This is a genomic window from Sphingobacterium detergens (assembly GCF_003610355.1).
Classification (GTDB): domain Bacteria; phylum Bacteroidota; class Bacteroidia; order Sphingobacteriales; family Sphingobacteriaceae; genus Sphingobacterium; species Sphingobacterium detergens.
This window is the reverse complement of record NZ_RAPY01000001.1, coordinates 1,833,970-1,852,938: the sequence shown is the minus strand read 5'-3', so window position 1 is coordinate 1,852,938 and position 18,969 is coordinate 1,833,970. Positions and strand designations below refer to the sequence as shown.

Here is an 18,969-nt window from a genome sequence, read left to right as displayed (position 1 = left end):
ATTAAAGTAGAGTCTTTATTGGTAGGTGCCTTAGGAAACGGTTTGTCAATCGTGGTAATGCATTGTTAATTAATATTTTAGCCCATTTGAGGGCTTTTTTTATATCCAATAGGGAAGGCTTTAGGATTCAGAACAGAAGAGATACACATTTTATAATATTACATCGATAATGACCAACTACAGCAAATTGCCTGCAATTTTAGTTTTAGAAGATGGTACAGTTTATCACGGTAAAGCCGCTGGTAAAATTGGTACGACTACTGGTGAAATCTGTTTCAATACAGGAACAACCGGTTATCAAGAGATTTTTACAGATCCATCTTATTTTGGACAAATCATGGTCACAACCAATGCACATATTGGTAACTATGGTATTGATGAGGATGACACCGAATCAAATCAAATTCAGATTGCGGGCTTGGTTTGTAAAAACTACAACATCAACTATAGCCGTAAAATGGCTGATGAGTCTATTCAAAGCTATTTTGAAGAAGGAAATTTGGTGGGTATTTCCGATGTGGATACACGTTCATTGGTAAGACATATCCGTGATAAAGGAGCCATGAATGCAATCATTTCTTCGGAAACGCTAGACGTTGAAGAGTTAAAGAGCCAGTTGGCAAAAGTTCCTTCGATGGATGGTCTTGAATTGTCTTCTAAGGTAACAACTACTGAGCCTTATTTCTTTGGAAATGAAAATGCATCTTTACGTGTTGCAGTATTGGATTTGGGTATCAAGAAAAATATCCTGCGCAACTTTGAGGCCCGTGACGTTTATACAAAGGTTTTCCCGGCTAAGACAACATTTGAGGAAATGGAAAAATGGAATCCTGATGGTTACTTTATTTCTAATGGCCCCGGTGATCCTGCACCAATGGATTACGCTATCGAAACCGTAAAATCTATTTTGAATGCAAACAAGCCAATGTTTGGGATCTGTTTAGGTCATCAGATTTTAGCGCTAGCTAATGGCATCCGCACAAGCAAATTGCATAACGGACACCGTGGTATCAATCACCCAGTCAAAAATATTATCGCTAACCGTTGTGAAATTACTTCACAAAACCATGGTTTTGGTGTTGTAGCTGAAGATATCCAAAATTCGGAAAATGTGGAGATAACGCACGTCAATTTGAACGACCAATCTATCGAAGGGATCCGTATCAAAGGGCAAAAAGCGTTCTCAGTTCAATATCACCCTGAATCATCCCCAGGTCCACACGATTCACGTTACCTGTTTGATGATTTCGTTGCAATGATCAAAAACTAAGCAAACATAGCATAGCATAAAAAACCCTCCCTATCGTGGAGGGTTTTTTATGCTATTTGCAGAACCAATTATTCAGATTGGTCATATTTTATTCACAATAAATGACGGATTAAATACATTTTTTGTTATATTTGGTTGTGAAAAATGTCTGTAGATAAGAGTGTGTCTTATTTACACTAAGTAATGAAAATAAATTATAGTCTAATAAAGAGATGAGTTTAATTATCGATGTTCATGCGCGTCAAATTTTGGATTCGCGCGGTAACCCTACAATCGAAGTAGATGTTACTACACAAAATGGTTTTGTTGGTCGTGCAGCTGTTCCTTCAGGTGCTTCAACAGGTGTTCACGAAGCAGTAGAATTGCGTGATGGCGACAAGTCAAAATACTTAGGTAAAGGTGTTTTGAAAGCTGTTGAAAATGTAAATACCAAAATAGCGAAAGCTTTGGAAGGCGTAGATGTTTTCGAGCAAAATGCCATCGATAAAATCATGATTGATTTAGACGGTAGTGAAAATAAAGGTAATTTAGGTGCAAACGCTATCCTTGGTGTTTCTTTGGCGGTAGCAAAAGCAGCTGCACAAGAGTCACGTCAACCTTTATACCGTTATATTGGCGGTGTTAATGCGAATACGTTGCCTATTCCAATGATGAACATCATCAACGGTGGATCTCACTCCGATGCGCCTATCGCATTCCAAGAGTTTATGATCATGCCTGTAGGTGCTCCTTCTTTTTCTGAAGCATTACGTTGGGGAACAGAAGTATTCCATACATTGAAAAAAATCTTACACGATAGAGGTCTTTCTACTGCAGTAGGTGATGAAGGTGGATTTGCACCAACATTTGACGGAACTGAAGATGCAATCGAGACAGTATTGAAAGCAATTGAAATCGCTGGTTACAAACCAGGTCAAGACATCTGTTTAGCATTAGATTGTGCTTCTTCTGAATTCTACAAAGATGGCAAATATGATTATGCTAAATTTGAAGGTGATAAAGGTGCAGTGCGTTCTAGCGAAGAACAAGCAAGCTATTTAGCTGAATTAACAGCGAAATACCCTATTATCTCTATCGAAGATGGTATGGCTGAAGATGACTGGGCTGGCTGGAAAACATTGACTGACAAAATTGGCGATCACATTCAATTGGTAGGTGATGATCTTTTCGTAACAAATACAAAACGTCTTCAACAAGGTATCGATACCCATACTGCAAATTCTATTTTAGTCAAAGTAAACCAAATCGGTTCATTGACTGAAACAATCAATGCAGTGACTTTAGCGCAAAATTCTGGTTACACTTCAGTAATGTCTCACCGTTCAGGTGAAACAGAAGATGCGACGATCGCTGACTTGGCGGTTGCGTTGAACTGTGGTCAAATCAAAACAGGTTCAGCTTCTCGTTCTGACCGTATGGCTAAATACAATCAGTTGTTGCGTATCGAAGAAGAATTAGGTGGTAATGCTCGCTTCATCGGCAAAAACTTTAAATATGCAAAAAAATAGGTTTACCCTATTATGCTAAAAAAATAAGGCCTAATCTACAGATTAGGCCTTATTTTTTTAGCATAGTTTTATCATGGAAAGAGCATAAGAATTACAGTTTAACGGATGGTATCCCTTCTACTTCGATCATGATCATGATTGTATTTATATATTCTGTTCCATTTCATGAGTACCTCATTTTTGAACCATAGCTGATACTCTTCATTGTATGCATTTTCATAGGTTATCAATTCCATTATCGAGTTATCATTCAGGCGGTCTGCACCAGCGATTCTATATTGCTTCCCCATGGTATTGATCACTTCTTCTTTACTCATGCCTAGTTGTATCTTTTTCATGTTTGAATCGGTTTTCATTATGGCTTGCTGGACACTACATGAGAAGAAGACCACTAGGATAAATGAAAATGCTATAAATATTTTTGTCATAGATTTATATGAATTAAAATAAGGTATTACCTGTTGCTTTATTTGGATATTTAAGATTCAAATCAAATGTTTCATTCATTTTCTTAATAAAGTGGGTTGCTAGTAAGGGGGATTCAATTTCAACATTCTGATGGATGAAAAAATACAGTTTCTGTAATCCATTATCTCGCCAGAGTTTTAATACTTCTATCCAATTATCCAGACGTGCATAATCCGATGCATGGTTGGCACCGACATAACGGATAAAGGCGACAGGCGTAGTCAGACGCATATGCAACATATCTCTTCTGCCTGCCGTATCCACCAATACATTGGTCACACCGGTCTCCTCCAATAAGCTGTAGAGTTCATTCGTTACTTCGGCTTTTGAGAACCAGTCCTTATTTCGAACTTCCAATGCTAAGGGAACATCTTTTGGCCAGTCGTGCAAGAATAATTTTAACCGCGCCATATCCTTTGGGCTGTAGTTGTCGTGCATTTGTAGAAAGACCATGCCTAATTTTTCATCAAATCGAACCACAGCATCTGTAAACAACTTGACTTTATCCGTTGCGTTAAGCAATCGGCTAAAATGACTGATAGACTGGGGAACTTTTGGAAAGAATTTAAAATCTGCCGGAGTTTTCTTTTTCCAGGTTTCTACCTGCTCCAGGCTCGGTGAATTATAGAACGTGGCATTCAGTTCAATGCTGTTAAACTGATTGGCATAGTAAACAAGCTCGTCCTTTGTTCCTCTGGGATAAAAACCCTTTAAATCCTGTTTGTTCCATTTTGCACAGCCGACATATACTTCAAAAGGTTCTTTATTTTTGAAATGTTGTAGGAGGGTTAAAGTCTCCTGAGACGTAGAAGGTAGTGTGAAGTCCACTTCTTCTGGATGATCTACTTGGCCAAATTTCATATTAGTTTTTTCTTAGTTTATGATCAAATAATAAGTGTGCGAGCAATGCCGATAGGGTGTATGTTGTTCCAACTGCAATAACCCCCGGCCATTGGAAATGCTGCCATGCTTGTGCCGCAAAAAAGGTGCCTGTTGAACCGCCGATAAAATAGCTGACCATATAAACGGTGTTCAGACGATTGTTCGCGCCAAGATTGAGCGCGTAGAAATCACTCTGATTTAGGATGTGCATCGACTGTAATCCAAGGTCAATGAGGATCACCCCAATGATTAGTCCCCAGTAATAATGACCGAATAGCGCAAAAAGCAGCCAGCTAAAGACCATCAATAATATCGCGTAGCGGATAATTTTCGCGGTACCCATGTATACGGTCATTCGGTTGACAAAAGCAGCTGCAAGGGCACCGCAGGCGCCCACAAGGCCAAATGCACCAGCGGTAGCTGGCCCGTCAAAAAATGGTGGCCCTTCGATATGGAAAACGAGGGTTGTAAAGAAGGCAGAAAACGCCCCAAATCCCATCGCACCACGAAATGCCGCCAATTGCAGGACAGGTTGTTTCTTGGCAAAGTTCCACACCGAAAGCATCAATTCTTTATAAGTACCCTTAAAATTAGGGCTAACTTCGGGTAATTTGATGGCGATAGCCATTGCTGTGATGACCATGATCACCGTAGCGATCCAATACATTTCGCGCCAGCCAAAGTAGGAACCGACAAATCCGCTAACTACGCGTGATAATAGAATACCGATCAATAATCCTGACATGACCATACCTATTGCAGCTGCCTGTTTCCCTTTTGGGGCAAGCTCTGCCGCCATGGGTACAAAAACTTGTGGAATCACGGATGTAAAGCCGATCAAAAAACTAAAGATGAGGATGGCTGTGATAGACTGGGAAAGTGCCATTCCGGCCAAAGAGAGAATAATGAATATAAAATCAATTAAGATCATTTTCTTTCTCTTAAACATATCGCCCAAGGGAACAATCAATAAAAGCCCACAGGCATAACCAATTTGTGTTAACATGGCCGAATTGCTCACTGTGGCTTCGCTAACACGCAGGTCTTTAGCAATCAGCCCCAATAATGGCTGATTATAATAATTATTGGCGACAACCAGACCTGTGGCAATGGTCATCAGCCATAAGGTGGCTTGGGATAATTCTGTTTTGGAATCAGTTGTATTCGTCATCGATTAATGTAGTTCGTCCCACAATTCTTGAAACTTCTGTTTTAATTCAGCGACTTCCTGTTCGAGTTGTCCGATACGTTCCAAAAGCGCCGGATCTGCTGCCCCGCTTGCTGCACTGCTGCTATTTTCAAAAGCTTCCATATTTATTTCACCCAACAGGTGGATATAACGTACCTCTTTGTGTCCGGCTTGTTTAGGAAGAGATTTCAGATAGCCCTCCTGAGCAAGTTTCTCCAATTGTTCATTAATTTCACCTAAGGAGTCAAATTCGTATAATCTTCCGGCATTTGAATTGATTTCACCGGCTGTCATTGGTCCACGCAGAAGTAATAGGCAAATAATAGTCAGTTCGGATGGTACAAGGGGAAACTGTATGGCAAAATTGTGCTTATACTTGGTTACCCTGGATCCACCACCGATAACGGTTGAAATCAACCCTCTCTTTTTTAGGATATCTAGCGTATTGACGATGTCCTCTTCGCTGTATTGAACAACAGGTTTACGTGAAGTTTTTTGATTACATGCAGCCTGTAAGCTGTTGACCGTCATGGGATAATATTCGGGGGTCACCTTTGATTTTTCAATCAGGGAACCCAGGACACGCTGCTCCATTGCAGACAATTGAGGCAAATTAGTCGTTTCCATGTTATTTTTAATGTATCTATTTATGATCGAATATAAGTTTAATGTCAAACGGCGTCCGACATCAACTTGAGGATTTGTTCTTACCCAAAGATGCCCTTTTTCCGATACAACTCCAAAATATCGGATTGATATTGTTGGATAAAATAGGATTGCTTTAGTTTTTCTTATCTTCGCATGAATAAAATAAGATTTAAAGTGCTCAAGATAGCTTTTCATCCCGAATTTATCCATCCCGTCAAGGAAGGACATCGTTTTCCGATGTTAAAGTACGAGTTGATCCCCCTGCAGTTGAAGCATGAAGGATTGGCCAATGAAGCTAATTTTTTCAGGCCCGAGCTGGCCAGTTTTGAAACCTGTTGTTTGGTACATGATCCGGTTTATGTGACAAAACTGTTTGATTTGACCTTAGATGCAAAAATGGTGCGTAGGATCGGATTCCCCTTGAGTAAAAGCTTGGTCGACCGCGAACGCTATATTTTGGATGGAACTGTTCTGGCTGCAGGTTATGCCTTGAAATATGGTATAGCTTTCACGATTGCAGGTGGAACGCATCACGCGGGTTATGATTTTGGTGAAGGCTTCTGCCTGATGAACGACCAAGCGACCGCTGCGGGTTATCTATTACAACAGAAACTTGCAAATCGAATCCTCATCATTGATCTCGATGTGCATCAGGGGAATGGAACAGCGCATATCTTTGAAGGACATCAACAAGTGTTTACCTTTTCGATGCATGGGGAAAAGAATTATCCCTTTATCAAGCAGCGTTCTCACTTGGATATCGGTCTTGCTGAAAATATAACAGATAAAGAATATCTGGAAATTTTGAAAGACAATCTAGTGGATTTATTTGTACGTATCCGCCCTGACTTTGTTTTTTACCAGGCAGGTGTAGATATACTGGGGACTGATAAACTGGGTAAATTGAATTTAAGTCCAGCGACCTGTGCGCGAAGGGATGAACTTGTATTGGGACTGTGCCATCAGCAGCACATTCCTGTTCAGGTAAGTATGGGGGGCGGTTATTCTCCGCAGATCAAAGATATTGTCAATGCACATTGCCAAACATTTAAAATAGCAATAGATTTATATAATTTATAAAATAAGAATATGTTTTTTCACCAAGACGCAACTTTTGAAGCATTATCCATACATCGTGTAGGAAACAAAGCACAGGACGAATTTTATATCCTGTCTGACGCCCCAGTATCTTTTGAAGGCGATGAAGTATTACCTGGACTTTTGATGCAGTACTTTATGAGCCCCTTTGCAAAAGTGAACGAAGTATATCGTCTATATCATCCTAATGAAGAACTGGATCTGAATGAAGTATTTTATTTTGTGCGCCAATACTTTAAGGAACAATTGCCTTTTCACGATTTTTCCCAGCAGATTTCGAAGCATCTGTATGAGGTGTCCAGCCACCCTAAGATTAAAGCAGGAGAGGTGTATGTGGTGGCGCTAAAAAATGTGCAGATTGAAGGCGAGGAACACGATGCTATTGGTATATTCAAGTCAGAAAACAAAGAGACTTACCTAAAGGTATATCCTGAACAAGGGGCTTTCACCTTGGAATATGAGCAGGAGGCAATCAACATCAACAAGTTGGACAAAGGATGTATTATCATCAATGTGGAGGAAGAGGAAGGGTATAAGGTGCTTGTACTGGATCAGACCAATAGACAGCAGGAAGCGGTGTATTGGAAAGACGAGTTCCTAAAACTGCGTGTGCGTAATGACAATTTCAATCAGACAGGCAACTACTTAAAAGTCTATAAGAATTTTGTTCAGGAGAAACTCGATGAAACGTTTGAACTGGAGAAGGCCGATAAGATTGATTTGATGAATAAATCAATGAACTACTTTAAGGAAAAGGAAACTTTCGTTCAGGAGGAATTTGAAGAGGAAGTATTGGGAAATCCCCAGGCGATAGCCATGTTCCAGGATTATAAAGCTGGTTTTGAAAATGAATTTGATTCACCCTTCCAGTCAAGTTTTGAAATAGCGGATAAAGCCGTCAAAAAGATGGAATCATCCTACAAGTCTGTATTAAAATTGGATAAGAACTTTCATATCTATGTGCATGGAAAACGGGAATACCTTGAGAAGGGATTTGATGAAGATAAAGGTATGAACTATTATAAGGTCTATTTCGAAAACGAAAGCTAATAATTTATGACAAAGCGCGATAAAATAGCTGTTTTTATTTTTGGATCATTTATTGGCCTGCTATTCGTTTTATCATTGATCGAAAGCAATAGTCTATGGATAGAGGAATTTTATGCACAGGGATTTTATCGATTTTATGGCCATATCCCGAAGTATATTTTTGGTTACATTCCCATTAGCATAGGAGATATTTTTTACGCTTTCACGATTATTTTTCTGCTCTATTGGCTAGTTAATCTTATACGCAAGGTCTGGGGTAAAAAATGGTCGGATGCTTGCCGAACCTTTTTATCTATCGTAAATCTATTGCTTGGGCTATATATCTTCTTTTATGTCTCCTGGGGTTTGAATTATTATCGGAAACCGATCAGTGTGAATGCACACCTGCAGGTTGATAGCCTGAAGCTTGCGGATTATCTCATGGTACTCGATGAATACCTGGATAGTACAAATGCTTTGCGGGAACAGGTCAATCCGGCACAGTGGGCGGATCGGAAAGATGATATACGGACGGATTTGGCAAATTGGGTAAAAAAGGATACTACTTTTTCTTCTTTTTTATCAAGAAGCCAGGTGAAGGCCAAATCGCCTTTAAATAGTGTGGTTGTTTCGTATTTCGGTGTTTCAGGTTATTTCAATCCGTTTACACACGAAGCGCAGGTAAATTATGCCATGCCAGCTTTATCTTTTCCGTTTACTTATATACATGAGCTCGCCCACCAACAGGGGGTAGGTTTTGAGGATGAAGCTAATTTTATTGCTTTTGTTCGCTTACAGCATCATCCGCAATCCTTTTATCGCTATTCAGCTTATTTGCAAACAACTTTATATATGCTGGGAGAATTGCGGGGCATGTATCCAGATCTTTCGAAGGATTATCAAACAAGATTAAGCAAGCCGGTGCTGGCGGATATAGCCGATGAACGCTTATTTTGGAGCAACTATACCGGTTGGATCAACGATCTGATGGGATTGTTTTACAATCAATACCTAACACATAACAATCAGAAGGAGGGAATTGCGAGATATGACCGGATGACAAGATTGGTGTTAGCCTATGAACTAAAAAAGAGAGGCTGTCATTGAAGTTAGTATAAAAACGCGTAGCACTAAAAAAGCATCAATGTGAGAATTGATGCTTTTTTAGCGTTATATTGTTTCGGTCTTCCTATTGGGTAGAAATCAGTTCAAAAGAACCTTCTGTACCGGCACTGCCGGAATAAATCTGCCCTTGTGGTAAACCTCTAAGACCTGTCGGTGCAGTTTTGATCCGATCATAGATATTTCTCAAGTCTGTGTTTGCATTGACCGCTCTGCCGCCTGCTACGACATCGGCATAGATATAATTTGGTGACTTCTTATTTGTCGCCTGCGGTTTTATACTTCCTGTTGCCAGGGTAACTTTCACTTTGCCACCATTTCCATTGGGGAATGTTTTGGTTCCATTAAAAGCATCATCGCCTTTTGCGATAATATACAGTGAACCCAATTTTTGAAAATTGACGTTAATATCAAAATTGGCACCATTATTCTTTCCGTCGGTTCCATAGAAAGTTGCTTTGTTTCCGATCTCAGCGTAACCAATGGTGATTTTTACATTTTTCTTTCCGTAAAAGGACAAGGTGGAGTTATCCTTCATGATCAATGTGTCAATATGGATAACTGCCGTGGAGTCTTTACTGTCAATATTTTTCTTGGCTTTTTTCCCAATTTCGAGCTTGGAAAAATGCTGTGTTTCTTGCGCTTTGCCAACAAAGGTAAACGCGACACAAAAAAGAAAGCCTAAAATAAGTTTCGATTTCATAAAGCTTTAATTATATGTAACTAATTAGTAGTTTGACAATTGAAAGCCCAAAGAGTTTAATTTTTACTAAGATATTTTACAATTAATTTAGCCGTTTTCTCCGAGGCACCCGGTGTGCCCAGTTTTTCGGCGAGGATATCGTAATTTTCTAATACACTTGCCCGATGCGCTTTGTTGTTGATCAATTCACCCACTTCATAGGAAATATCATATGCTGTGCAATCTTCTTGAATTAACTCTCTTACAGAAAGAAAGTTGTTTATTAGGTTTACCAGTGAAATAAACTTTACTTTAACCACTAATTTGGCGATCCAAACCGATATTGCATTTGCTTTATATACCACAACTTGCGGAACTTTCAATATACCTGTTTCCAGTGTGGCGGTACCGCTGGTGACTACTGCGGCTTCAGCATTGTTTAGGATATCATATGTTTGATTGAAAATGACCGGAATGTCGATACCCCTCATGAACTGTTTGTAATAAGATTCGTCAAAATTCGGCGCACCGGCGATGACAAACTGATGTACTGGAAAAAAATAGGGGAGTTCGGCCATAATGGGTAAAAGTTTGGAAATCTCCATTTCTCTACTGCCTGGCAATAAGGCAATAAGTGGTTTGTCTGTAAAACCATTTTCATCCCTGAATTTCGGATTAAAAGAATAGGCTGAAATAGCATCGAGCAGCGGGTTGCCCACATAATCGACCGGCATGCGCCATTTTTTGTAGAAATCAACTTCAAATGGTAGAATACAAAACATATGGTCGACAATTTTTTTGATCTTTTTCACACGACCCTGATTCCACGCCCAGACCTTTGGTGAAATATAATAACATGTTTTGATACCATGCTTTTTGGCAAATTCGGCAATTTTTAAATTGAAGCCTGGAAAGTCTATAAGTATAACAGCATCAGGTTTTTCGTTCAACAGATCACTTTTAACTGCTTTCAAATTTTTAGCTATTTTGCCCAGGTTTTTCAAAACTTCCACAAAACCCATAAAAGCCATCGCTGAAGTGTGTATCAATGCTTTTTCTCCAGTGGCTTCCTGCATTAGATCACCACCAACGATTTTGAATGTAGCCGTCGGATCCTCTATTTTAAGTGCTTTGATGAGATTGGCTCCATGTAGGTCACCTGATGTTTCGCCAGCAATGAGATAGTATTTCATATGTAAATGATTTATTCTTTAATGGCCAGATGGAATATCCACTTTATTTTTAAGGCTATTTATGCTTTTCAAATACGGATATTTCATCGGAATATTAATGTTGTTTCGAATTGTTAAAGATAAGATTATTCTAAGTATATGATGAATTTGAGTACATTATTCCATATCTTTATTAAAGATGATTAACTTTGGAAGAAAATATCAGGAGTATAAAAGCTAAATAGTATTTTTGTCCTATGCAACGATTATGGTCTTTAATAAGAAATAAGTATTTATTAGCCACTTTGGCTTTTTTAGTGTGGATGTTGTTTTTTGATCGAAATGATTTTGCTACACAATACAGTTATCAAAAGCAAAGAGCCAACCTGGAGACAGAACGGTCTTTTTATCTGAAGGAGAATGCAGCAATTATAAAAACGATAAACGACATTCGATCCAATCCGCAGGAGGTGCAACGTATCGCAAGAGAGAAGTATAAGATGAAGAAAGATAATGAGGATATCTATGTGGTCTCTAAAGTTGCGCCCAAAGAAACCCCTTAGTTTTTAACGGAAAAGAGCTATCCCATTATAGAGATGGCTTGTACCAAATAAAGAAAGACCATCACATGAATGCGATGGTCTTTTTCAGTATATAGAAAACGGGGTATTCTAATTTGCGGCCTGCGCTACCAAACCAAGGTATAGTGGTTTTTTCTCATCATTGATCTTGCCGATTAATATCAATGAATAGTAATAATTCTCAACCAATTTGATATCCTTGCGAGTAGCGATGGTTTTTCCGGCTTTATCTTTCGCAATAACAGTAAAGGTTCCACTTTTTTGCGCGATAAAACCTTGGTGTGCAGTCGCTGAATTTTGTGTTTCTTTTGCTCGGTTGGTCCATTCTGTAGGTGAAGTCTGGCTACCGATTTGAAGGGTTACCTGATCGGTTCCTTCAGCAAAATTAAAGAAACGTACACCAGATTCTGTGTTCTTAATATCTTTATTGACTTTATCCGTTGTGATAACCTGAACCGCTTTTGTTTTGTTTCCATAAACAAATGACGTATAAATTGTACTGTCTTTGATAGTAACTGTAGTATCAACCAAAACATTGTTATACTCTGATGATATCGCTATTTTTCTAGCCCCCGTAAATAGGCCAACTTGGCTATAGCTTTTAAAATCCAAGGGATAATATGGACTTTGTAAGGGTCCTCCGTCGGCATAATATACAACCGCATTGGCGTCAGTGTATCCATTGACCATTGTAAATAACGCACCTGGGATTCTTTGGTCGTCATTATCTTTTAAGCAACTGGATAGGAGGAATGTCGCTACTGCGATGGCAATAAAATTAAATAATCTATAGTTTTTCATAACCGTGTAATATTAAAATCTTTTTTTGTGTAAAACACATTGCGCTTGTGTTGTCTATTATACGGAGATGACCTACACTTTGCTACAGTTAGTTGTAAAAATAATAAAATTATGGTTTTATTGCTATTAGTATAGCAAGTTTAAAGATCATTCTATTCATTGAGATTTAAGAGTTGACATTATAGAGAGTTATTAAAACACATTGGCCAATAAGCATGATAAATAATGCTTATTGGCCAATGTGTTTTATTTGTAATTCTTTAATATTTGTATACCGGAACCATTACGATTTCAAAGTTATTATTATAAACTTTATTAAAGTTAGATAATGAATATACATTTTTAGCTGTTGCTTTGATGTCATTCTGCTCTGCTGAATAAAATGGAGGTGGATCTGTTCTATTTCTTCTATTTATGTCAACAGCATTTACATATTTTGTAGCAGATTCCCTTCTCGCCTTGGTCTTAAGATCTACTATAAATGAATTTATCTGAGTATCTTCCAATTTGTTCCCAGAAGTTAGTACTGCGTCGCCAAAATTAACTAGAGCATCACCTATAAAATCATTTTCTTGTGTTCTTTGAACGGTAGATGTTACTTCGTCTACCCTTTCAGCAGAAGCTCCAAATTTAAGGCCTATTTTGTTCAATATCCCTGTAGAAGGTTCTATTGAAAAATTAGTCGCAAATTTGGTAGAAACTTTTTCACTATCCATGTAAGTTGTCGCTTTATCGTTTTCTCTAACTGAAATTTTCCAAGTGTACCCCATATGTTGCAGATTCCACTCCTTAATTGGAATGTTACAGTAATAATATTTTGGTAAAACTTCCTTAAAAGTATAAACCGTTGTGTAATCGCCGGATGTAGGTCTTCCATAAGTTTGCGTTGTATACTGAACATCAAAGAGTTCTATTGCTGGGATAGACAGAACCTGTGAAGTTGCTGATCCACCCCCTTGAACATCACTGGTAACTATATCTATTTGAATGTCAAAGTTGCCTTCTGTCCACATTTTGGCAGTGGAATAGATATTTTCACTGCTATGGATCGCAAAATTTGTATTGTAAGTCGGATCTCCTTCATCTTGTATTATCTTCAATGCACCCGGGTTAATTTTTATTGCCATTATGCTCTCAGTCATTGTTTGATTTAAGCCACCCTTTGCATTTGGAGTATTGTCCAAATTATAATAGATATAATCCCTTTGCCAACCACCATTTTGAGGTAGAAATTTGTTATACGCATCGGTATGGATTTGAGGCGACTCAAAATAATAAGGGTCGTAAGATGAGCGTTGGTAAGTTGTCGAGTTTGCTGTAAGCCTGTTTGCAGATGCGTTTAATTTTGAAATTGATTCTGCTTTTGCTTCCGAATAGGGCTTAGTCGGATTATTTATGCCATCATAAGCTTCATGGACGAATTCGAGTTGAGATGAACTTAACGATGAATTGCTAGATGCTTTTATCCCGGGGGCACGCATTCTTATTCTTTCGTTATTTTTCACTACTAAGGTGGGGAATCCAGGGACTTGTCCGTTCTTTAGTGACATACCCTTTTCGCCATTTAAATACATATCAACATCTGTTCTATTTACATGCCCTACCATCGGAATTTGGCTATCAGTAGCCCAATTGTAGGGTGTAAAGCTATCATTTGGTAATGTGGGGACAAGGATTGTTATTGTAGGAAGTTCTGTTTCAACTTTTGTGATAGCTCCTTCGAAAGTTTCATTTTCAATTAAAATCTCCCTGAATGTTTTATTGTCAGCTATTTTTTCATTTTTGCATAATTCATATATAACATCAAAATCATTATCTTTCTGTTTTAATGCTTCGGCCTTTATAAAATCTCTAAGGGGTTTATTTTTGCTGACTGCCTTGGACAGGATTATTGAAAAGGTTTGTAGATTGGATTTTTCAGCAGAACTCTCAGTATTAACAGTGTTCTCTGTTTGATTTTGAATATCTTTTTTACAGGATATGTTCAAAAAGAATACCGATAGTGGCAGAATAAAAATGGATTTGTTCATATATTACGTTATTTGTTTTTTTATGTTTTGTCAGATTTATTTTTTTGTGATTTAACTATGTTTTGTTTGTTTAAAATTAAGTTTTGTGTTTTAATGTTAATACTACACAAATGTGTAGATTTTATTTTTATATTGTTTCTTTTAATGATTTGTTTTTTATCTTATTTTTATTATTAAATAATTATGCACATTTCAACTATTTCTTTGGTTATCCTTGCATACCCTAAATTCAGAAGTTCCCTATCCTCACCCTGTTGTCCAAGAAAGATACCCTATCAAAAAAAGCAAAGAGCGAAACAAAGAATTCTGGGATCTACTATAAAAACGTATTTAAGGTATATACTACAATGCGGTGTTGGTTTAATAACAAAAATATACCATCAACCTTTATATTTAATGTAGATATTAGGGATATAGAGAGAAACTTCATCTTTCCGACCAAGAGCAAGCAACATCGAAATATTAAAAAAGAGGGAAAGGAAATAGAGATCTATTCGACAAAAAAGATTGTAGTAGAACTCTATATCCATGAATATAAAAAGTGGCCTAAACAGATACCTTGAGACCAGTCAGTGGGCAACCGATTCTTTTATATGTATTGGGGACATTGGTAAGTTTGTGATCAGTAGGTTATTAGGACGTGTCAAGGGGCGCAAAAAATAGCCCGTAGTTTGTGTTGTGAAAAAATGAATCCGTCTCCTTTGTTAGGGTGGATTCAACCGCTATTATGATCAAGGTTGATTTTTATATCAAAATAATGGAGACTATTAGGACTATGGATAATTTGGCGCACTAGAAAAATATTGATAATTTTGAGTTATGAATAGTAGAATCAAGAAGATTGCAACGGGTATGTTTGAACGCTTTAGACATCGTAAAATTACGGAAGCGGAGCTGTCACAGGCAGAGTCTAAGGCAAAAAATCTAGGAAGCTATGTTGGCGATTTTAAGTTACTGATCGCCATGTGCAAGGATGCAATTACAGGAAAGTTTAAAATGAACAGCTGGAATCTATCCATTATTATCGGGACGATTATTTACGTTGTGTCCCCAGTCGATGCTATTCCGGATTTTATTGCTGTAGGTGGTTGGTTAGATGATGTTGCTATTGTTGCCTATGCTATCCGGAAACTTTCGGAAGAAATAGAACGATACAAATCAGAGCGATTGGGCTGGCAGGTCAACAAATAAAAAAAGCTACTTTGTAAAAAGTAGCTTTTTTTATGAGGTGATCGGGATCACTCTTAGTGTTTGAAATGTCTTACGCCTGTCGTTACCATCGCAATTCCTTTTTCATTGGCCATATCAATGGATAATTGATCTTTGATAGAACCACCTGGTTGCAATACAGCTGCAATACCTGCTCCAGATGCAATTTCTACACAGTCAGGGAAAGGAAAGAACGCATCTGATGCCATTGAACAACCTTGTAGGTCAAAACCAAATGAAACTGCTTTTTCAATTGCTTGCTTTAAGGCATCGACTCTTGATGTTTGCCCAACACCCGATGCTAACAATGTGCCATTTTTAGCAAAGACAATGGTATTGGATTTTGTATGTTTTACAATTTTATTCGCAAAATATAAATCTTCCAATTGTTCAGCTGTAGGTGTTACAGTTGTTACTGTTACCATTTGCTCAGGTCCTTCAATTGTATTGTCCTTATCTTGAAGAATGACACCATTCAATAAGGTTTTGAACTGTTGGCTAGGTAGTTTTACATCTTTACGAACTAAGATAATTCTATTTTTCTTGGCGGTAAGAATAGCAATTGCTTCCTCCGAATAAGAAGGTGCGATTAAGACCTCGAAGAATAAATTATTGATCTCTGTTGCTGTTGAGCCATCCACTTCGCCGTTGGTGATTAAAACCCCGCCAAATGCTGAAACCGGATCACAGGCCAAGGCATCTAACCAAGCTTGTTTAATTGTTGGTCTTGATGCAACCCCACAAGCATTTGTGTGTTTTAGAATAGCAAATGTTGGTTGTTCAAATTCGTCGATTAAAGCGACAGCTGCATCTACATCAACAAGATTGTTGTACGAAAGCTCTTTACCATTTAATTTGTCGAACATGTTATCCAGGTCGCCAAAGAAAATACCTTTTTGGTGCGGATTTTCACCATATCTCAACACCTGAGCATTTTGCTCGGATTGTTTAAAAACTTCAATCGGATTCTCTTGGTTGAAATAATTGAAGATTGCTGTATCATAATGCGACGATGTATTGAAGGCGCGTTTCGCAAATTCTTTACGTTGCTCCAAAGAGGTATTACCTTCTTGGTTCGCTAGGATTTCTTCAAGCGCTTTATAATCATTTTTAGAAGAAATGATAACAACATCATTAAAGTTTTTCGCTGCTGCACGAATCAATGAGATTCCACCGATATCGATTTTTTCGATGATATCTTGCTCAGAAGCTCCAGAAGCAACAGTTTCCTCAAATGGATACAAATCCACAATAACCAAATCGATCTCTGGTATTTCATACTGTGCTAGTTGCTGTTGGTCCGATTCAAGCGGACGGCGTGCTAAAATTCCACCAAACACCTTTGGGTGTAAGGTCTTAACACGGCCTCCCAAAATCGAAGGGTAGCTTGTCAGGTCTTCAACTGGAACGACATCTATACCTAAATCTTTGATAAATGTTTCTGTCCCACCAGTGGAATAGAATGTAACACCGTATTTGTTTAATAATTCAACTAAAGGAGCTAGGCCGTCTTTATAATAGACTGAAACCAAAGCATTTTTAATCTTTACAGGATGGTTCATTATGATGGATTTGTTTCGTGGCGCAAAGATAAGAATTTAAAGTCTTGATGTCAATAAATCAAGTACTTTTAAATAAAGACGGGCTTATTCATACCTAAGCCCGTCTTTATCTACGTTATACTAAATTGAGTTTTGTTTTCAGCTCTTCAGAAATCTGATTGGTCATATCCCAGATCGGCTCAGGTTCGTCCGTATTGTTGAATATGACCTGATCGCAAGAATCCTGAAACGGTAATAAATACTCGTTGTAAGAGGGGAGGACGTGATTCACCCATTTGTACATCACATCATCCTCAAAGTAACCACGTTCAACCAAATCGCGGTGCAGCCTTCTTCTGAGTGCGATATCCTGATCAGCGCTCAGGAATATCTTATGGTTTATAAGCGCATTTATTTCAGTGTAATAGAAAATAAAAAGTCCTTCGATAATCAATATCGGAGCCGGTTTTATCTCTAATATTTTGGGTGTTAATGAAGGATTATTAAATGTATATTCCTCTTTATAAATAGTCTCCCCATTAAAGAGTGCCTTAATATCTTTATAGAAAGCTTCTCTGTCTATGGATGTTGGGATATCGAAATTATAGAGTCTATTTTCTTCCTGCGTTTTTGTATTGGCGGGAATGTAATAATCGTCTTGGGAAATCAATGTAACTTCATCGGTTTTGAAATGTTTTAAAAAGCTATTCAAAAAAAAAGTTTTTCCAGAACCACTACTTCCGGCAATCCCTATGACATACGGTTTGTTATTCATTCTTGTTTTGCGCTGCAAGAGCTATTTTTATTATAATTAATTTTCTAAAGGTAACCCGTAGGCAATTTCTACCTGAAAGCGTTTATCTAATGCGCCAATACTTGCTGCCGCGGACTTTGATAACACCACAATAGCATTTTGGTTTTCAGCATTGTCATTAAATTTGCCGACTACTTTCGCGTAGGTAACGCTTTTAGTCATTGGGTTGGTAATTTTTAGTATTGTTCCTACAGGTGCACTTTTATGGAGCGCTAGATTGCTTGTTCCTTGGGAAGACAAACCATCGATCCAGACACCAATTCCCCGCTCAGCTTTTTCCCGTATTCCGTAGCGGTTTGTTGAAATCTGATTTTCTTCCTTATCGTCATCGTTTGTAGAATCGGGGACAACGACTTCAATACCTTTAGGTTCAACTAATTTTGGTCTTTCAGGCGGTAGCGGTTGATTTGGGATCATTAATTTCATGCCGCCGCCAATGGTGTTGCTCTTTAGGTTGTTGGCTTTTTTGATATCCTCGACAGTAATGCCAAATCTTTTGGATATGGCGTAGAGTGTTTCTTTTTCACCAACGATATAGGCTGTAAAGCCTTGTTGTGGGTCATTTGGATTCTGTTGCGCTGTGTTTACCGGTGTTTTAGTCGCGATAGGAGCGGGTTTTCGACCAGTTGGCACTTTGACAATCTGGCCAATACTTAATGTACCATTTCCATTTATTTGTGTGAGTTGACCCACGGTGGTTTTATACTTTTTGCTGAGTTGGTAATAATTATCTCCTTTTTCTATTTTGAAAAGGACAAGTTCTTCACCATTGACTATTTCTGTCCCAACGGAGTCGGGGATCGCGGTTGTAGGTATGGAAGCGGAATTTTTAGCTTCAACCTGTTGTAGAGATAGCATAGAAATTGATAAAATGGCTACCTTTTTATATGTATTTAATTCGAATAATAGTTTCATATATTTTGCA

Annotated in this window: 18 protein-coding genes; 7 read left to right on the top strand and 11 right to left on the bottom strand. The window is 38.1% G+C overall.

Translation table 11 applies throughout. From position 1 onward, the window contains the following. The first annotated feature begins 169 nt into the window (after positions 1-169). Both carA and eno read left to right on the top strand, forming a co-directional pair. Positions 170-1,270, top strand: coding sequence for a glutamine-hydrolyzing carbamoyl-phosphate synthase small subunit (carA, locus tag DFQ12_RS08140; protein WP_077435518.1), 1,101 nt, complete (start codon positions 170-172; stop codon positions 1,268-1,270). A 212-nt stretch (positions 1,271-1,482) separates the two neighbouring features. Beyond that, positions 1,483-2,778, top strand: a complete 1,296-nt coding sequence (gene eno / locus DFQ12_RS08135; RefSeq protein WP_120258451.1) for a phosphopyruvate hydratase — start codon at positions 1,483-1,485, stop codon at positions 2,776-2,778. Positions 2,779-2,876: 98 nt separating this feature from the next. Here eno and DFQ12_RS08130 read toward each other — a convergent pair whose 3' ends face one another. The 4 genes from DFQ12_RS08130 to DFQ12_RS08115 form a co-directional block, all read right to left on the bottom strand. After that, a complete protein-coding gene (locus DFQ12_RS08130) occupies positions 2,877-3,116 on the bottom strand; it encodes a hypothetical protein (RefSeq protein ID WP_147420354.1) in 240 nt (79 codons plus the stop codon). A gap of 103 nt (positions 3,117-3,219) precedes the next feature. Continuing rightward, positions 3,220-4,107: a DUF72 domain-containing protein gene (locus DFQ12_RS08125; protein WP_120258449.1), complete on the bottom strand. Its 888-nt coding sequence runs from the start codon at positions 4,105-4,107 to the stop codon at positions 3,220-3,222. A 1-nt stretch (position 4,108) separates the two neighbouring features. Further along, the gene (locus DFQ12_RS08120) at positions 4,109-5,299 is read right to left on the bottom strand and encodes an MFS transporter (RefSeq protein WP_120258448.1); all 1,191 of its coding nucleotides are present in this window, start codon (positions 5,297-5,299) and stop codon (positions 4,109-4,111) included. Between the two features lie 3 nt (positions 5,300-5,302). Next, positions 5,303-5,944, bottom strand: a complete 642-nt coding sequence (locus tag DFQ12_RS08115) for a YceH family protein (RefSeq protein WP_120259271.1) — start codon at positions 5,942-5,944, stop codon at positions 5,303-5,305. 174 nt (positions 5,945-6,118) lie between these two features. On the opposite strand from DFQ12_RS08115, the gene DFQ12_RS08110 reads away from it, so the two are divergent. From DFQ12_RS08110 to DFQ12_RS08100, 3 genes are read left to right on the top strand one after another with little or no spacing between them, the layout of a single operon-like run. Beyond that, a complete protein-coding gene (locus DFQ12_RS08110; RefSeq protein ID WP_120258447.1) occupies positions 6,119-7,045 on the top strand; it encodes a histone deacetylase family protein in 927 nt (308 codons plus the stop codon). 9 nt (positions 7,046-7,054) lie between these two features. Further along, complete coding sequence (locus DFQ12_RS08105; RefSeq protein WP_120258446.1) at positions 7,055-8,113, top strand: nucleoid-associated protein; 1,059 nt, start codon at positions 7,055-7,057, stop codon at positions 8,111-8,113. Between the two features lie 6 nt (positions 8,114-8,119). Further along, a complete protein-coding gene (locus DFQ12_RS08100) occupies positions 8,120-9,199 on the top strand; it encodes a DUF3810 domain-containing protein (RefSeq protein WP_120258445.1) in 1,080 nt (359 codons plus the stop codon). 82 nt (positions 9,200-9,281) lie between these two features. Here DFQ12_RS08100 and DFQ12_RS08095 read toward each other — a convergent pair whose 3' ends face one another. Both DFQ12_RS08095 and lpxB read right to left on the bottom strand, forming a co-directional pair. Next, positions 9,282-9,917 (bottom strand): hypothetical protein, encoded by a 636-nt coding sequence (locus tag DFQ12_RS08095; RefSeq protein WP_120258444.1) that lies wholly within the window; start codon positions 9,915-9,917, stop codon positions 9,282-9,284. A gap of 56 nt (positions 9,918-9,973) precedes the next feature. Continuing rightward, the gene (lpxB, locus tag DFQ12_RS08090; protein ID WP_120258443.1) at positions 9,974-11,089 is read right to left on the bottom strand and encodes a lipid-A-disaccharide synthase; all 1,116 of its coding nucleotides are present in this window, start codon (positions 11,087-11,089) and stop codon (positions 9,974-9,976) included. A gap of 236 nt (positions 11,090-11,325) precedes the next feature. Between lpxB and DFQ12_RS08085 the strand changes: the two genes are divergently transcribed. Next, positions 11,326-11,631 carry an FtsB family cell division protein gene (locus tag DFQ12_RS08085; protein WP_120258442.1) on the top strand — a complete coding sequence of 102 codons (306 nt, stop codon included), beginning with the start codon at positions 11,326-11,328 and terminating at the stop codon, positions 11,629-11,631. A 108-nt stretch (positions 11,632-11,739) separates the two neighbouring features. Here DFQ12_RS08085 and DFQ12_RS08080 read toward each other — a convergent pair whose 3' ends face one another. Together DFQ12_RS08080 and DFQ12_RS08075 are read right to left on the bottom strand one after the other, a co-directional pair. Next, on the bottom strand, positions 11,740-12,450 hold the full coding sequence (locus tag DFQ12_RS08080) for a DUF4397 domain-containing protein (protein ID WP_120258441.1): 711 nt from the start codon (positions 12,448-12,450) through the stop codon (positions 11,740-11,742). Positions 12,451-12,710: 260 nt separating this feature from the next. Next, positions 12,711-14,480 (bottom strand): hypothetical protein, encoded by a 1,770-nt coding sequence (locus DFQ12_RS08075; RefSeq protein WP_120258440.1) that lies wholly within the window; start codon positions 14,478-14,480, stop codon positions 12,711-12,713. Between the two features lie 819 nt (positions 14,481-15,299). Between DFQ12_RS08075 and DFQ12_RS08065 the strand changes: the two genes are divergently transcribed. Further along, the gene (locus DFQ12_RS08065; RefSeq protein WP_120258438.1) at positions 15,300-15,671 is read left to right on the top strand and encodes a YkvA family protein; all 372 of its coding nucleotides are present in this window, start codon (positions 15,300-15,302) and stop codon (positions 15,669-15,671) included. Positions 15,672-15,724: 53 nt separating this feature from the next. On the opposite strand, the gene purH is transcribed toward DFQ12_RS08065, so the two are convergent. From purH to DFQ12_RS08050, 3 genes are all read right to left on the bottom strand, one after another. Further along, a complete protein-coding gene (purH, locus tag DFQ12_RS08060) occupies positions 15,725-17,251 on the bottom strand; it encodes a bifunctional phosphoribosylaminoimidazolecarboxamide formyltransferase/IMP cyclohydrolase (RefSeq protein WP_120258437.1) in 1,527 nt (508 codons plus the stop codon). Between the two features lie 115 nt (positions 17,252-17,366). After that, positions 17,367-18,005: a uridine kinase family protein gene (locus tag DFQ12_RS08055; protein ID WP_120258436.1), complete on the bottom strand. Its 639-nt coding sequence runs from the start codon at positions 18,003-18,005 to the stop codon at positions 17,367-17,369. A 36-nt stretch (positions 18,006-18,041) separates the two neighbouring features. Continuing rightward, entirely contained in the window at positions 18,042-18,959 is a 918-nt protein-coding gene (locus DFQ12_RS08050) for a LysM peptidoglycan-binding domain-containing protein (protein ID WP_120258435.1), read from the bottom strand. Between the last annotated feature and the right edge of the window lie 10 nt (positions 18,960-18,969).